This is a genomic window from Chryseomicrobium sp. FSL W7-1435 (genome assembly GCF_038595005.1).
Classification (GTDB): domain Bacteria; phylum Bacillota; class Bacilli; order Bacillales_A; family Planococcaceae; genus Chryseomicrobium.
In genome coordinates this window covers 2,116,175-2,131,817 of record NZ_CP151997.1, presented here as the reverse complement: position 1 = coordinate 2,131,817, position 15,643 = coordinate 2,116,175, and the positions used below count along the sequence as shown (strand labels likewise).

Annotated in this window: 15 protein-coding genes and 1 other annotated feature; of the genes, 11 read left to right on the top strand and 4 right to left on the bottom strand. The window is 38.9% G+C overall.

Annotated elements, in window-relative coordinates:
* The first annotated feature begins 29 nt into the window (after positions 1 to 29).
* Positions 30 to 1,871: an oligopeptide ABC transporter substrate-binding protein gene (locus tag MKY84_RS10805; protein WP_342526010.1), complete on the top strand. Its 1,842-nt coding sequence runs from the start codon at positions 30 to 32 to the stop codon at positions 1,869 to 1,871.
* Positions 1,872 to 2,124: 253 nt separating this feature from the next.
* Here MKY84_RS10805 and trpS read toward each other — a convergent pair whose 3' ends face one another.
* Positions 2,125 to 3,114, bottom strand: a complete 990-nt coding sequence (gene trpS, locus MKY84_RS10800; protein WP_342526009.1) for a tryptophan--tRNA ligase — start codon at positions 3,112 to 3,114, stop codon at positions 2,125 to 2,127.
* Between the two features lie 46 nt (positions 3,115 to 3,160).
* Positions 3,161 to 3,379 (bottom strand) — a binding site (T-box leader).
* 125 nt (positions 3,380 to 3,504) lie between these two features.
* Here trpS and MKY84_RS10795 point away from each other — a divergent pair.
* The 5 genes from MKY84_RS10795 (at position 3,505) to pepF (ending at position 9,362) form a co-directional block, all read left to right on the top strand.
* Positions 3,505 to 4,716: a putative glycoside hydrolase gene (locus tag MKY84_RS10795; protein ID WP_342526008.1), complete on the top strand. Its 1,212-nt coding sequence runs from the start codon at positions 3,505 to 3,507 to the stop codon at positions 4,714 to 4,716.
* Between the two features lie 441 nt (positions 4,717 to 5,157).
* Positions 5,158 to 5,553, top strand: a complete 396-nt coding sequence (spxA, locus tag MKY84_RS10790; RefSeq protein ID WP_133079788.1) for a transcriptional regulator SpxA — start codon at positions 5,158 to 5,160, stop codon at positions 5,551 to 5,553.
* 164 nt (positions 5,554 to 5,717) lie between these two features.
* A complete protein-coding gene (gene mecA, locus MKY84_RS10785) occupies positions 5,718 to 6,353 on the top strand; it encodes an adaptor protein MecA (RefSeq protein ID WP_342526007.1) in 636 nt (211 codons plus the stop codon).
* Positions 6,354 to 6,662: 309 nt separating this feature from the next.
* Positions 6,663 to 7,517, top strand: coding sequence for a competence protein CoiA family protein (locus MKY84_RS10780; RefSeq protein ID WP_342526006.1), 855 nt, complete (start codon positions 6,663 to 6,665; stop codon positions 7,515 to 7,517).
* A 33-nt stretch (positions 7,518 to 7,550) separates the two neighbouring features.
* On the top strand, positions 7,551 to 9,362 hold the full coding sequence (pepF, locus tag MKY84_RS10775) for an oligoendopeptidase F (protein ID WP_342526005.1): 1,812 nt from the start codon (positions 7,551 to 7,553) through the stop codon (positions 9,360 to 9,362).
* 216 nt (positions 9,363 to 9,578) lie between these two features.
* Here the strand turns inward: pepF and MKY84_RS10770 are convergent, their stop codons facing one another.
* From MKY84_RS10770 to MKY84_RS10760, 3 genes are all read right to left on the bottom strand, one after another.
* The gene (locus MKY84_RS10770; protein ID WP_342526004.1) at positions 9,579 to 10,391 is read right to left on the bottom strand and encodes a DsbA family protein; all 813 of its coding nucleotides are present in this window, start codon (positions 10,389 to 10,391) and stop codon (positions 9,579 to 9,581) included.
* Entirely contained in the window at positions 10,388 to 10,786 is a 399-nt protein-coding gene (locus MKY84_RS10765) for a globin (protein WP_342526003.1), read from the bottom strand. The genes MKY84_RS10770 and MKY84_RS10765 overlap by 4 nt, the downstream gene beginning before the upstream one ends.
* A gap of 91 nt (positions 10,787 to 10,877) precedes the next feature.
* On the bottom strand, positions 10,878 to 11,420 hold the full coding sequence (locus tag MKY84_RS10760) for a CYTH domain-containing protein (RefSeq protein ID WP_342526002.1): 543 nt from the start codon (positions 11,418 to 11,420) through the stop codon (positions 10,878 to 10,880).
* Positions 11,421 to 11,505: 85 nt separating this feature from the next.
* Here MKY84_RS10760 and MKY84_RS10755 point away from each other — a divergent pair, with 85 nt between their 5' ends.
* The 5 genes from MKY84_RS10755 to mgtE are packed head-to-tail and all read left to right on the top strand — an operon-like array spanning position 11,506 to position 15,641.
* Positions 11,506 to 11,886 (top strand): hypothetical protein, encoded by a 381-nt coding sequence (locus tag MKY84_RS10755; protein ID WP_342526001.1) that lies wholly within the window; start codon positions 11,506 to 11,508, stop codon positions 11,884 to 11,886.
* An 18-nt stretch (positions 11,887 to 11,904) separates the two neighbouring features.
* Positions 11,905 to 12,576 carry a GTP pyrophosphokinase family protein gene (locus MKY84_RS10750; RefSeq protein ID WP_342526000.1) on the top strand — a complete coding sequence of 224 codons (672 nt, stop codon included), beginning with the start codon at positions 11,905 to 11,907 and terminating at the stop codon, positions 12,574 to 12,576.
* The gene (locus tag MKY84_RS10745; RefSeq protein WP_342525999.1) at positions 12,573 to 13,379 is read left to right on the top strand and encodes an NAD kinase; all 807 of its coding nucleotides are present in this window, start codon (positions 12,573 to 12,575) and stop codon (positions 13,377 to 13,379) included. The genes MKY84_RS10750 and MKY84_RS10745 overlap by 4 nt, the downstream gene beginning before the upstream one ends.
* Complete coding sequence (locus tag MKY84_RS10740) at positions 13,369 to 14,280, top strand: RluA family pseudouridine synthase (protein ID WP_342525998.1); 912 nt, start codon at positions 13,369 to 13,371, stop codon at positions 14,278 to 14,280. The genes MKY84_RS10745 and MKY84_RS10740 overlap by 11 nt, the downstream gene beginning before the upstream one ends.
* Entirely contained in the window at positions 14,277 to 15,641 is a 1,365-nt protein-coding gene (gene mgtE / locus MKY84_RS10735; RefSeq protein WP_342525997.1) for a magnesium transporter, read from the top strand. The genes MKY84_RS10740 and mgtE overlap by 4 nt, the downstream gene beginning before the upstream one ends.
* Positions 15,642 to 15,643: the final 2 nt, after the last annotated feature.

Below are 15,643 nucleotides of genomic sequence, written 5' to 3'. Positions count from 1 at the left end.
AAAAGAGAGTATAAAAAGGAGGAAAACGAATGAACAAGAAGCTTTTAGCTTTATTGGCGTTGCTGATGGCATTCATGTTGTTCTTAGCAGCATGTAATAACGAAGAAGCAACACCGGCTGAAGAAGAGACTGGTACTTCAGAAGGCGAGACAGACGGTACTGATGAAGAAGAAGGCGCTGGTGAAGAGGGTGCTGAATCTACTGAAGAATTATTCCCACTAGTTGTAGAAAATGAAGGTGACGCTATCGAAGGCGGAACTCTTCAAGCAGCTCTAGTAAATGATTCTCCTTTCCAAGGTATTTTCTCTTACGTACTTTACGAAGATGCATATGATGATGAAATCATGGCTTTCGCAAGTAACATCATCTTCGAAACTGACGGTGACTTCTTATTAACTAACGACGGTATCGCTTCTTTAGAAGTAGATGGCGAAGCTAAAACAGCTACAATCACTATCAATGGTGACGTAAAATGGTCTGATGGCGAGCCTTTAAAAGCTGAAGACATCGTACAACCTTACCTAATCATCGGTCACCCAGACTACACTGGAGTACGTTACGATGCTGATTTCCAAAACATCGTAGGTGCAGTTGAGTACAATGCAGGTGAATCTGATACTATCTCTGGTATTACAATTGTAGACGAGAAAACAGTTCAAATTCAATTCAATAAAATTTCTCCAGCAATCTACTCAGGTGGAGATGGCCTTTGGTCTTCTGCTGAGCCAAGCCACATCTTAGGTGACATTCCTGTTGCTGAGCTTTTAGAGTCTGAAGCAGTTCGTGTTAACCCAGTTACACTTGGTGCATTCAAATTCGATCGTATCGTTCCTGGTGAGTCTGTATCACTAGTACGTAACGAAAACTACTGGAAAGGTCAAGCGAAACTTGATGGCGTAGTCATCGAAACAGTACCAACAGCTTCAGCTGCGAAATCAATTGAAACTGGTGAATACGATATCGCTTTATCATTCCCAACAAGTGCATACGAAAACGTTAAAGACCTAGAAAACATTACTCTTCTTGGTCGCCAAGAATTGTACTACTCTTACCTTGGTTTCAAACTTGGTAAATACAACTATGATACAAACTTAGTTGAAACAGATGTTGAAGGTTCAAAAATGGGTAACGCTGAGCTTCGTAAAGCTATGGGTTACGCATTAGATATCGAGCAAGTTTCTGAAGTATTCTACTTCGGCCTACGTGAGCGTGCGAATTCTCTAATTCCACCAGTATTTGCTTCATTCCATGATCCATCAATTGAAGGATTTAACTATGATCCAGAAATGGCTATGCAAATCCTTGATGACGCTGGTTATGTAGATGCGGATGGCGATGGCCTTCGTGAAGATCCAAACGGTGAAAAACTTGAAATCATGTTAGCAGCTATGTCTGGTGACGAGACTCAAGAGCAAGTAATCAACTACTACCTACAAAACTGGCAGGAAGTTGGTCTTGATGTTCAACTTGCAACTGGTCGTTTAATCGAGTTCAACACATTCTACGACAAAGTACAAGCTGACGATCCAGAAATCGATATCTTCATGGGTGCATGGGGTACAGGTACTAACCCATCTCCATCAGGATTATATTCTGAAACAGCTGTTTACAACTTCAGCCGTTACTCTTCTGAAGAATTAGAAGGCTTGTTACAAGCTATCGATTCTGAAGAGGCACTTGACGCTGAATACCGCGGAGAGCAATTCCGTGCTTGGCAAGAGTACATGGCGGAAGTATCTGCAGTTATCCCAATGCAGTTCCGTTATGAGTTAATGCCTGTAAACAACCGTGTTAAAAACTGGGACTTCGGTTATGACACTGACTTCGATTACATCGATGTTGAGTTGACTGCTGACGCTCCAGTGAAGTAATTCACACAAGACCCCTTACAGATTCGTCTGTAAGGGGGCTTTTTTTCATACGCTAATTATAGATGTAAAGGGAAGGGGCTTTTTATGTGGTTCGCTCTTTTTGTTAGCAGCTATTTTTTAGCAATCTTTTTAACTGCCAATTTAGTTTTGCTCTCCAACTATACAACGATAGGATGGGAAAAGCAGCTTGTCCTTGACATGGTACTAAACTCTATCGAATTCAAGCTGCTTTGTGTGCTAATTATTTGTATGATTACCCTCGCTTGCGTCCTAACCCCATGGCATTCTCCATCTCCAAAAGAGTAGCCATTGCTAATTTGTTCGCTTTTTCAGCTCCAAGATCAAGAATGGCATCTAATTCCTCAGAGTGAATCAGCTCATTGTAGCGTTCTTGAATTGGAAGTAAGTGATTAATCACAACTTCAGCGACTCCAGCTTTAAAGTCTCCATATTGCTTGTCCTTATATTTTTCGACGACAGCATCAATAGACTTTCCAGAAAGAGAGGCTTCAATCGCTAAAAGATTTGATACTCCGGGCTTGTTTTCTAAGTCATAGTAAACTTTACCTTCAGAGTCGGTCACAGCACTTTTAATCTTTTTTTCAATTTGTTTTGGTGTATCTAAGAGGCGTATTGTCGCTTTTTGATTTTCATCCGACTTGCTCATTTTTCGAGTGGGCTCTTGAAGAGACTTGATACGTGCCCCATGCTTTGGTAATTGGATCTCAGGAAGCTTCAATACTTTTTTATAACGTTTGTTAAATCGATCTGCCAAATCACGCGTAAGCTCGATATGTTGCTTTTGATCATCTCCAACAGGTACTATATCTGTTTTGTAAAGAAGGATATCAGCAGCCATGAGCGGTGGATAAGTTAGTAAAGAGGCAGAAACCGCTTCTTTGCCAGCTGATTTGTCTTTAAACTGTGTCATTCGTTCTAATTCGCCAATACTTGAAATGCATTGCATGATCCATCCGGCCTGAGCATGCGCTGGAACCTCTGATTGAATGAACAACGTGACTTTATTGGGATCAAGTCCTACTGCCAAGTAGAGGGCCGCTAGAGAGCGAATATTGCTACGGAGCTCCTTAGGGTCTTGTTGAACGGTTATGGCATGCTGATCGACTACACAAAAAATACAATCGTACGTTTCTTGTAATTCTACAAACTGACGAAAAGCTCCAATATAGTTCCCTAACGTCACCGTACCTGTTGGCTGAACGCCTGAAAAAATTCGTTTCATCATCTATCTCTCCCTTATACATAATAAAAAAGCATCACTCTCCCTAAATAGGGACGAATGATGCTTTAATCCGCGGTACCACCCAAATTACTAAAGTTCATACTTTAGTCACTTCTGGGCTGATAACGGGGCTGAACCGGAATTGGCAAAGTGTTTGCCTATCTGCTCTGAAGTCCATTCGTCGAGCCTGAACGACTGTTTGCACCACCCACAGCCTCTCTTAGGTTCAGTATTCTCGAGTACTCTTCTTCATCATTGCATGTACATTTGAAAAAAGTATAACTCACTATTATGTCTCATGCAATATTTTCAGGACTTTCACCCCATATATTCAGTCTTTTCACATAGTACAACAATTGGTACACTTAACATAGAGAGGAAGATGTACATATGAAACGTTACCGTTCTTTATTACTAGCCACTGGCCTCGCATTATCTGCAAGTTTAGTAGTTTCTTCAACTGCCGCTGCAGAAGGGGAGGAAAGACCAGATTTCACAGGAAAAGAAATGGCATTCACTAGTATCGATGAAGAAATCTTAACAACTTCATCCCTATTTCGATTTTCTTCAGGTTTAACATTTGAGTATCCTGATGCAGTTCGTGGGATTTATGTGACAGGGCATTCAGCTGGAGGAGAACGTTTTTCAACTTTAGTGGACCTTATTGAATCTACCGAGTTGAACGCAATGGTTATTGATGTGAAGGATGACTTCGGAAATCTAACATACGTTCCTACAGATGATAGTCCTTTAGCTGAATATGAGATTGGTCAGCCATTCGTTAAAGATATGAGAAGTGTTCTAGAAACGATGGAAGAAACTCAAATCTACCCGATTGCTAGGGTAGTTGTCTTTAAAGATACAGAACTTGCAGAACGTAAGCCAGAGTGGTCGTTCCAAGAGGGTTCATCTGTTTGGAAAAATAGACGTGGTGAGGCATTCGTGAATCCATTCCTAAAAGAAGTATGGGATTACAATGTAGAAATTGCTATTGAAGCAGCTAAAATGGGTTACAAAGAAATCCAATTTGATTACGTACGATTCCCTGAAGGATTCGAAAATAGATCTGAGACACTTACATACTCTAAAGGAGAGTATGAGAATACTGAATTGGATGATGTACAAAGCCGAGTTCAAGCTGTAACGGATTTTGTAGCATATGCAAGAGAACAATTAAAACCATACGATGTTGAAGTTTCTGTAGATATCTTTGGTTATGCGGCTACATTACCTGAAGCACCTGGTATTGGACAGAATTTTTCGAAAATCTCTGAAAACGTTGATGTTATCTCTTCAATGATCTACCCAAGTCATTGGACATCTTATTTCGGTATTGCTAAACCAGACCTTGAACCTTATAAACTTGTTCAAGAATATGCAAAGGCTGAAAATGCAACTTTAGAAAAATTAGAGGAAGCACCAACTTCACGTCCTTGGCTGCAAGATTTCACAGCTTCTTATCTAGGTGCAGGAAATTACAAAGTATACGGGAAACAAGAAGTCGAGGATCAAATTCGTGCGCTTAACGAAGCGGGAATCGATGAGTTTTTATTGTGGAATGCAGGAAACTCTTATACCCAAAATGTTGATTACACTCCTTAATAGATAGTAAGGATGGCAAATTGAGTGGAGCGGAGCTCAATATACATCTAATTCAGTATTTTCTCTTGAGATTAACTAAGAGAAGATGCTGATTTTATTTTTGTTTTTAATTGTTTTTTTAAAATAAATGCAACCTTTTGTGTTATTCAAACGTACTACTTAGTATAGAACAGCAATTTTCAATGAAAACTCTATAAATGAGAATTATTTTCTAATCCGAATTTTCGTTTTCACGTTTACTTTAGCCATAAAAAGGGTATACATGTAGTAGAAACATGCAAATTCGCATGATACAAGCTACATAGAAAATTAATTTGAAAAATAGGGTTTAAAATCAAAGAAAATTGATGTATACTAATCCTATAGTTTTAAATTATAGTGATTCTAATTTAAAAGATATAACACACTGATAAAATTTCTGAAAGGGCGTGTAATCAGATGATGGTGACCCTCTATACTTCTCCAAGCTGTACATCTTGCCGTAAAGCAAAAGCCTGGTTGGAGGAACATGAAATTCCATATACAGAACGCAATATTTTCTCCGAGCCATTAACTATAGCTGAAATTAAAGAAATTCTACGAATGACAGAAGATGGTACTGATGAGATCATTTCAACTCGTTCGAAAATCTTCCAAAAATTAAACGTAGATTTAGACAGTCTTCCACTACAAAGACTGTATGAACTTATTAAAGATCATCCTGGTTTATTGCGTAGACCTATCATTATTGATGAGAAGCGCTTACAGGTTGGCTATAATGAAGATGAAATTAGACGATTCCTTCCACGTAAGGTTCGTGCTTATCAATTACTTGAAGCTCAGCGTATGGTTAACTAGTTTAAATTGTAAGGAGTTGATTGCTTGCCGATCAGCTCCTTCTTTGTACCTTCATGAAGTTTCAATCGTGGAGTCTGAACACTTTCAATTCCCATGTATTCATCATACAATAGAGATAACAACAATTTGATTGAAGTGGTTGAACCAGAGAGGAGATGTGTAGAATGAATTACGAGCGCATTAATGACACTACTTTGAAAATTTACATTTCATACATCGACATTGAAGAACGTGGATTCAACCCAGATGAAATTTGGTTTAGTAGAGAAAAGAGTGAACAACTTTTCTGGGAAATGATGGACGAAGTTGAAGAAATCAATCCTTTTGATTTTGACGGCCCATTATGGATTCAAGTACACGCAGTGGATAAAGGTATTGAAGTGGTAGTGACTAAGCCAGAAGTTTCTCAAGATGGTAAACCAGTCGACTATCCGGCACCACTTGCAAAGTTAATTGGAGAATCTGAAAATTTGTTTGACCAAGAAGAATTTCTAGATGAATTGGAACAACAAGGTACTAAAAATCTTGTTTATCGATTCGCAGACTTCGAGGATCTTATTCCTTTAGGTAGAAAAATGCAAGATGAGTTGCTGCAATCAAAACTTTTCCACTACGAAAACCATTACTATATTTCACTCTCTTTTGAAGAGGGCGATTTTGTGGAAGACTATCGATTAAACGTGGAAAGTATTCTTTCTGAATATGGATCGGTTTCTACTACTACCGTTCATATGTTGGAGGAATACGGAATTACTGTAATGGACCAAGATGTATTCAAACAATTAGCAATGCACTTCTAACCCTCTTTTCTGAGGGTTTTTTTCTTTCTAAAGTAAACTAATATGGTAAAGTGAGAATGACTGGAGAATTAAAAGGAGATGATCCATGTTTAGCGCTTATACCACAGAAGGTCATTGGATTAGCTTAGTTGATCTTTCGTATGATCAAGTAAGTAAATTAAAGAAACACGGTTATCACTGTCCTGATTGTGAACAACCCCTTTTATTAAAAAGAGGAGATCACAAAGCTACACACTTTTCCCACCATACCACTTCTTGTAAGGCTTCATCCTTATCCCCGAAAGAATCGCTTGACCACATGAATGGAAAATGGCTACTTTATCATACGTTTTCCTCCTATTTTACAAACCTATCAAAATTGTGTATGAGTTTCAGTGCTCACAACTAAAACCGTCTGAAATTATTGAACGCACTGCAGGCTATTCAACACTTGGTTATTCGTGTAGATGGCTTGTCCATGAGAGCTTTTTGCCTCTTAACTCTGGACGAATTATCATTACGAAGTTATCTTTATTTCTAGAGATGTGTATCTTTACTCATCACAATGGAAAAAGAACATTAACTTTTTTAAATCCAACTTTAAAGAAGCTTACTATCTTCATTATTCATTATGCACTTGCAGGCCATTATTATTTAGTGGAAATTCATCGCCTTGTCGTCAATCACCCATCTCAATTATTATCACAACCTAAGGTTACCTGCCTGGAAGAAGCAGAGGTTATCCAAGCGTTCAATCATCATCATTTAAAGCAACGTCGCTATCTCTTTCAATATTATCGGCCAGAAGATCGAATTTTTCATATGTTAGTAAAAAAATGGCGTAAATCAGAAATCACTCTGCCGTATTATATAGGGTTACCTAGTCTGAGCCCCCATACATTAGGAAATGATTTTATTTGGCAATTTAAATTAGTAAATTATCACCTCACTCACTATTCTGCTCTTTCCTCCTTATCGGTAGAAGAAATCATCTCCAACTTTCTCTTTAGTTTTCCAAATGCCAATTTAGATACTGCTGAAAACTGGCTAGCCATTCGCAACTATCAGCAATTTCTTCAGCTGAATCGACTACCCAATCGGCCCTTTCATTTGATTAAAAATACTACTCCGTATATTGAAAAATGGTATCGTTTTCACATACTTGCAAAACCTTCGAAAGATTGAGAAAATAAGAAAGTATGCTGAGGAGGGAAACGGATGTCAAATTCAACTATTCTGTCACGCAAAGACGTGCCAGTCGAAAAAACATGGAAATTAGAAGATGTCTTCGCAACGAATGAAGCATGGGAACAAGAATTAAAAGAAATCGAAACTTTAGCTGAAAAAGCAACTAGCTTCCAAGGGACTCTTGCTACTGGTGCTGATCAATTATATGAGGCACTGTCTTACCGAGATGAACTATCAATGCGATTAAATATTCTTTTTACGTACGCACACATGCGTCATGACGAAGACACAGCCAATAACACATATCAAGCTATGGAAAGTCGCAGCAAATCACTTTATGTTAAAGCATCCACTGCGCTATCCTACTTTGTTCCAGAATTATTAGAGTTATCGGATGAAAAAGTAGAGGCCTATTTAGCGGAACACGAAGGATTACGTCTTTATCAACAGCTTTTAAATGAAATTGCTAAACAGCGACCTCATGTGCTTTCTAAAGAGCAAGAAGAGCTTGTTTCAAAATTTGCGGAAGTTTCTGCTGCATCAGCAAATACATTCGGTAAATTAAACAATGCTGATCTTGAGTTCCCAACTATCAAAGATGAAAATGGGGAAGAGGTTCAACTTACGCAGGGACGCTATATCAGGTTCTTAGAAAGCAAAGATCGTCGTGTTCGAGAAGATGCTTTTAAGGCAATGTACGGAACTTACGGCAAATTTAAAAATACGTTCGCTTCTATCCTGTCAGGAAATATTAAAGGGGATAATGTGCAAGCGTTAATTCGTAACTACCCGAATGCACGTGCTGCTGCAGTATCTAGCAATCACATTCCTGAAGCAGTGTATGATAATCTAGTATCAACAATCAATGACAATGTTCATTTACTCCATCGTTATGTTAAACTTCGCAAACAAGTACTGGGTGTAGACCAACTGCATATGTATGATTTGTTCGCACCATTAGTAAAAGAAGTTGATATGGAGTATAGCTATGAAGAAGCCGCTAAAACGATGGTGGAGAGCTTTGCACCACTTGGCGATGAATATGTATCTATCGTGGAAAAGGGTCTTGAAGACCGCTGGGTAGATGTAGAAGAGACGAAAGGTAAGCGATCAGGTGCCTATTCATCAGGTGCATACGGAACTAATCCTTATATCTTGATGAACTGGCAAGATAACGTGAATAATCTCTTTACACTAGCTCATGAGTTTGGGCACAGTATGCATAGTTATTATTCTCGCAAGACACAGCCATTTGTATACGGAGATTACTCAATTTTCGTTGCAGAAGTAGCTTCTACAACTAATGAAGCGCTATTAAATGATCACCTAATCCGAACAATTGATGATCCAAAAAAGAAGATTTATTTATTGAATCATTGGCTTGAAGGATTTAGAGGTACCATTTTCCGTCAAACGATGTTTGCTGAATTTGAACATTTGATTCATGAATTGGATCAACAAGGTGTTCCACTGACAGCTGAGAAGCTTACGGAAGAGTATTATGCTCTGAACAAGAAGTATTTTGGGGAAGATATGGTGGTAGACGAGGAGATTGGTTTAGAGTGGGCTAGAATTCCTCATTTCTACTATAACTATTACGTCTACCAATATGCGACGGGTCTGAGTGCTGCAACTGCACTTAGCAAACAAATTCTTGAAGAAGGTCAACCGGCTGTTGATCGATATATCAATCACTTCCTAAAAGCGGGATCTTCTGATTATCCTATAGAAGTGTTGAAAGCTGCTGGAGTCGATATGACTAGTGCAAAACCGATTGAAGAAGCTTGTCAGGTATTTGAAGAAAAGCTAAATGAATTAGAAAAATTACTTGCACAACAGTAAGAGATGGCCCTTTCTGCAAAGAAAGGGTTTTCATTTTGACGATATTGTGAATTAGTGTCCTCATCAATTGAAATGTACGGACATCCGTGATAAATTAAGGATGTGAAATAATTCACATAAAACATACACCCCTTTGTTTAACGTGAACATTTCTCCCATCCCCTTTGTAAGTAGAAAAAAGACCTTGTCAACGGTAGATTGAACAAGGTCTTTTTCTTATTTCATTGATTTCCACTTCGTAATACCACCGACCACTACACGGTCTACTTCGCGTTGTAAGTACTTCTTCTTCATTTCATACTCTACTTGTTTTTCATGCATATTATAATACATAGCAATCTCTTTTGAAGAGAGAGAAGTAAATTGATCCAATAAATCTTCAACTTCAGGAGGAGCTTGTTTTTCAACTGCCACTCCAACGAGTTCGGATAAGATATGTTCATAAATTTCGTAAGAATAAGTGCCAGCTATTTTAATACCTTCATCTTCGATATTTTCATTAAAAACTACAATGGATGGGAACTGGTCAATTTCCATTTCACAAGAAATCGATAAATCACTTTGAAAAGACTTTGCACATTCAGAAGACCGAATATCTTGAAGGAATTCTTTTACATCAATAGCTGAATCTTGAGCGATTCCTTTAAGTGTCGTTAGTGAGTTAACATTTTGTCTGTAAACAAAATAAGCTTCTTGTAAATTAGATAAAAATCGATTAGCAACTCGCTTTCCTTGGAATTCTGCAGCTTTTACAGCAATGCTAGGAAGAACAGGATGCTCGATTTCCATTATGGTTTGATCTGCACCAATAGGAGCGGAGCACGCACCGCCGTTGTTTAAATTAGCAAGGCTTGTACTTAAAATTACACGAAGCGTGAAATAATGACCGTAATCAATTTGCAGTCGCTTTACGGTCATTTGGAATCGCCACGAATCTGGGCACAAAGGATCGAGAAATGCATAAATTTCAAGCGGACGTTGTATACAACTTGTAGCCGTATGCTCGAAATCTGGCTGGGATTTTGTCACAGCACATCCTCCTTATCACTTGGTGTATTAATCATATGATGAGCAGTCAAAACGAGTCGTTTGTAATATTGATCGCGGAAAGGACCAGTAAGTCCTACTTCATCCATAGCTTTTTCCATACATTGCAACCATGCTTCAGCGCGTTCTGGAGTGATTGGAAAAGGATTGTGGCGCATGCGCATCATTGGATGTCCATGTTCATTCGTGTATAAATCGGGGCCACCTAAATATTGCGTCATGAATTGTTTTTGTTTGCGAGCTGTTTCAGTTAAATCGTCAGGGAAGATGGGTTTCAATAATGGGTGTTGACCGACATATCCATAAAATACATCAATTAGTTGAGACAATTTTTCAGCCCCAATTTGGTCATAGGGAAGTATCGGTTTATTAGTCATCGATGAAACTCCTTTTGAATTGCTATTTGTCTATTCTATCAACCTGATGATTTTTTCTCAAATGATAGACACTGCTGGAATAAAAAGGTTATTATTTGCTATCTTCTCTCATCCTGACTAATTTCTTTTTCGCTAGACGGTAGGGCAGGTGATTGGTTGTTAAGAAGTCTAAGAATTCTTGTTGGCCGATCTTTGCATCCTTCACTTCAAACTCTATTTCAAAGTCTTCACTAGTATTAAAAATGGAATGATCCATCATAAGTACGCCAGTTCCGTAGTCGGCTTCGCTTCGAATGGTTTTTATTGTGCCAATTGATTGTAGTGGTTGATCAAACATGCCATCAATAAATGACAGATCACGAGAATCTAGAAACCGTTCGTACTCGCTAGCAGTCAGTGGCCAGTTCTGTTCCTTAGTTTCTAGTTCAGAAATGGGCGTCTTCACAGTGACCTCATAGCTATCGTTTTTGATACGAATTCGACATCCCTGCTTGTTTTTAGCAAAATCACCGTTTTCGGTGTCTAAGTAGTCATTGATTTGTGTATAGGTTTTAAAGGTATAGAGGGGAAGAAGGCGCTCGTATTCCTCTTTAGTTAGCATTGATTTGAATTCAATTTCGTTATGGATTTCCATTCGCTCACCTCTTCTTTCCATTATACCGCTTGTTTCATAGAGTATGCTAAAATAAGCCTATAGTAAGTGTGAAAGGGTGTTCCAAATGCAAACACTGGATGTCTTAGCAGTTATACATGAAGAATCACGATGGACTGTAACGGCTAGCCAACTTGATTCTACTTTTTCCGGAAGTGGTCGGATGATCACCGATACTGATAGAGGAAGCTTTGTCTATTTAATTGAAGCTGGTGATCACTATAGCTATCTGCATTTTGATCAAAAAGATTGGGGGTCACTAAGTCTGATTGCTGGTGCTCCAGCCCCTGTTTTTCTGACGGATGGAACGCACACGATTGAGCTTGTTCAATTTAGTGATGAGTTAATAGCGTTACTTCATTCTATTGAAGGCAATGATAATTATGGAAATCAATTTGTAGAGCAAACAGAGAAAACGTTTCACCAATTTTATCAAGCGGCTGAGTAAGAAAGGCGGGTGTAACAAGTGGGACAGTGGGAGCAATTTTTAGATCCATATAAACAGGCAGTAAATGAGTTGAAAATTAAGTTGAAGGGGATACGAGCAGATTTCACTGTGCATAATGCCACTTCTCCCATTGAGTTTGTGACAGGTCGTTTAAAGCCTTTAGCGAGTATATATGATAAAACTCTTGAGAAACGTATACCTTTTGTACCTTCAGAGCAGCTAGCAGCTGAAATTCCTGATATAGCAGGAGTACGCTTAATGTGCCAGTTTGTGGACGACATTGAGACCGTAGTCGAACTCATTCGTAAACGACACGACATGCGCGTTGTGGAAGAGAGAGATTACATTTCAAATAAAAAACAAAGTGGGTATAGATCGTATCATCTCATTGTAGAATATCCTGTCCAAACGATTCTGGGGGAGCAAAAAATCCTGGCTGAAATTCAAATTCGTACATTGGCTATGAATTTCTGGGCATCGATTGAGCATTCATTAAACTATAAATACAAAGGTGACTTTCCTGAAAATATTAAAACGCGTCTTCAGTCCGCTGCAGAAGCAGCTTTTCGATTAGACGAAGAAATGTCCTTAATCCGTAATGAAATTCAAGAAGCGCAAGTCTACTTCACAGAATTTAAAGAACAGTCTACACCAGGATGGAAAGATCATAAAAAGGAGGAGACCGAATGAAGTTTGCCATTCAATCAAGAGGCGATGCGTTATCAAACGAATTACGAGATACGGCAATGCGCTATTTGCAAAGCTTTGAACTTGCTTACGATGAAGAGCATCCCGATATTGTCCTGTCCATTGGCGGGGATGGGACGCTATTGCATGCGTTTCATAAATACCGCAATAGTTCTTCTAAAGTTGCTTTCGTTGGTCTCCATACAGGGCACCTTGGATTTTATGCTGACTGGAAGCCGAATGAAATTGAAAAACTTGTCATTAGTATTGCCAAAGAAGAATTTAAGTTTATCGAATATCCGCTTTTGGAAGTTACAGTAGATTATCAATCGAGTGAAGATCCAGCCACTTATTTAGCGCTGAATGAATCGACCGTAAAATCGCCAGATGTCACACTTGTGATGGATGTATTTTTAAATGATATGCATTTTGAGACGTTCAGGGGTGATGGACTGTGTATGTCGACTCCTTCAGGCTCAACGGCGTACAATAAAGCCTTGGGTGGAGCAATTGTGCATCCTTCACTAGAAGCAATCCAGTTATCGGAAATTGCCTCAATTAACAACCGTGTGTTTCGAACGGTAGGATCACCCCTTGTCTTACCAAAACATCATACATGTACTTTAAAACCTGTGAAGGCTGTTGATTTTATGGTTACAGTGGATCATCTCCAGCTATTGCACAAAGGTGTTTCTTCCATTAGTTACCGAGTGGCAGAAGAAAAAGTACGCTTTGCAAGATTCCGTCCCTTCCCATTCTGGAAAAGAGTTCATGATTCTTTCATCGATTCCGACCATGAAGACTAGATTTTCCTTCAAATTTATTTATGAAGGACAAGAAGCATTGCTCCGTGAAGTGATCAGAGGACAAGGCATATCCAAACGAGCGTTGACGGATATTAAATTTACTGGAGGACAGCTTCTAGTAAATGGTCAAGAGGAAACGGTACGCAAACAAGTGGCATCAGGGGATAGCATAGAAATTATTTTCCCAGAAGAACAGCGTAGTGAAGGATTAGTACCTATCCATCATGAATTGGTGAATGTCTATGAAGATGACCATATCCTAGTTGTGAATAAGCCTGAGGGACTTGCTTCCATACCTTCAAAGGATCACTCACATGATTCCTTGGCTAATCGTATTGCAGGCTATTATGAACGAATGAACTATCCCACAACTGTTCACATGGTAACGAGACTAGATAGAGAGACATCGGGGCTCGTTCTTATTGCCAAACATCGTCATGCACACCATTTACTGAGTGAGCAGATGCAACGAAATGGCATTCGAAAAGTATATCGTGCAATTGTTGAAGGAACTTTGCCAACTGATAATGGAGAAATTGTAGCACCAATTGGACGAGAGGATCACTCCATTATAAAACGCTGTATCTCGGAAGATGGGAAATACGCTAAGACAAGCTATGCAGTTATCAACAGCTGGGCACTAGCAGAATCTCTTTACCAGTATGTTGAACTTCGGTTGTGGACTGGTAGGACCCATCAAATTCGTGTACATATGTCTCATATTGGTTGTCCTTTAGCAGGAGATGAATTATATGGAGGACATAAATTTCATATCTCTAGACACGCTTTACATGCGTATTCGTTATCATTCGTGCATCCTTTTTATGGGGATGAACGTGTGATTGAACATCCTTTGCCCGAGGATATGCAAGCTTTAGTGGAAAGGGGGCAAACTCCATGAGTGAAGAATCAAAAGACCTGTATTTGCAACAGGTTCGATTAACAAACTTTCTTGAAGAAAATCAATTAGACTTATTCCGCGCTGAATTTATGGACTTGCATCCGTATGATCAATCTGTCTTTTTCGATAAAGTGGATCCTAGCGTGCGTAAAAAGATTTTTCATTTTTTATCACCTGAAGAAGTAGCAGAAATTTTTGAAGCCAATAATTTTGATGATGATGAATACCAAGAGCTCCTTGAAGAAATGGAACCGGCCTATGCGGCAGACATGTTGTCCCATATGTATGCCGATAACGCAGTCGATGTACTAAACGAAATAGATAAAGAACAAGTTGTTAGCTATTTGAGCATGATGAATGAAGAATCTGCGCAAGAAATTAAGGACTTGTTACACTATGATGAGTACACGGCAGGTTCCATCATGACAACTGAGTATGTCGCGATTCCTGAATCCTCAACTGTCCGTTCGGCAATGGCTATTCTTCGTAAAGAAGCTCCTGATGCTGAAACAATCTACTATTTGTTTGTTGTAGATGACGACAACTTTTTAACTGGGGTCATTTCGTTACGAGATTTGATTATCTCAGATGAAGATACACTCATTCGCGATATTACGAATGAACGTGTTGTAAGTGTTCCTGTGACAGAAGATCAAGAAGAAGTTGCACGTATGATAAAAGATTACGATTTTCTAGCGCTACCAGTAGTCGATCACCGTGGTTTTCTGTTAGGTATCATTACGGTCGATGATATTATTGACGTTTTGGATGAAGAAGCTTCTGATGATTATTCAAAGCTTGCCGCAGTTTCTGACATGTATACTTTTGATAAAAATCCACTCCAAGCTGCAAAGAAACGTTTGCCTTGGTTGCTAATTTTATTATTCCTTGGTATGTTCACGGCAAATATTATTGGCGTATTTGAACATACACTTGATCAAGTAGCTTTACTAGCAGTGTTCATTCCTTTAATTGCTGGAATGGCTGGTAACAGTGGAACACAAGCACTAGCTGTTGCGGTTCGAGGAATTGCAACAGGGGACATTGAAGAACAATCTAAGTTAAAACTTTTATACCGAGAAGCAGGGACCGGTCTAATCACTGGGGTAATCAGTGGCGTTGTTGTCGTCTTTCTCGTTTATTTCTGGAAAGGCCAGTTAGTCATTGGACTTTTAGTTGGCGTCGCAATTACTTCTTCCATTCTTGTAGCAACCATTGCAGGTTCATTTATTCCCTTATTGATTCACCGTATGAAAATAGATCCTGCTGTTGCTTCAGGCCCTTTCATAACAACGATCAATGATATTATCAGTATTTTAATTTATCTAGGCTTAGCAACCACTTTTTTATCAGCATTATAAAA